This is a genomic window from Achromobacter sp. Marseille-Q0513, from assembly GCF_018195695.1.
Lineage (GTDB): Bacteria > Pseudomonadota > Gammaproteobacteria > Burkholderiales > Burkholderiaceae_B > Achromobacter.
This window is the reverse complement of the sequence record NZ_JAGTJY010000648.1, coordinates 1-333: the sequence shown is the minus strand read 5'-3', so window position 1 is coordinate 333 and position 333 is coordinate 1. Positions and strand designations below refer to the sequence as shown.

Annotated in this window: 1 protein-coding gene; it reads left to right on the top strand. The window is 63.7% G+C overall.

Features of this window, described 5'->3' with window-relative positions; genetic code table 11:
• Window positions 1-39: 39 nt before the first annotated feature.
• Window positions 40-333, top strand: a 294-nt coding sequence (locus KDH83_RS32150; RefSeq protein WP_212323269.1) for a type II toxin-antitoxin system RelE/ParE family toxin, incomplete at its 3' end; no start/stop codon positions are given.

The window sequence follows — 333 nt, the reverse complement described above, 5'->3', positions numbered from 1 at the left end:
ACTCGCGGCAAGGTCAGGCCGTTGTTAAGGTCAAGCTCGATGAGCTTCGATCTCGGGTTCCGCGACGAGGCGCTCAAGGAATGGCGCAAGCTCGACCGCAACACGCGGGAGCAATTCAAGGCCAAACTGGCCGAGCGCCTGACCAACCCGCGCGTGCCGGCCGCCAAGCTCAGCGGCCACAAGGACCGCTACAAGATCAAGCTGCGCAGCGCCGGTTATCGCCTGGTGTATGAGGTGCGCGATCGTGAGCTGATCATCGTGGTGGTCGCAGTCGGCAAACGCGAGCGCAATGCCGTTTACACGGCGGCAGCCAAGCGACAGGCCCTCGGGGAT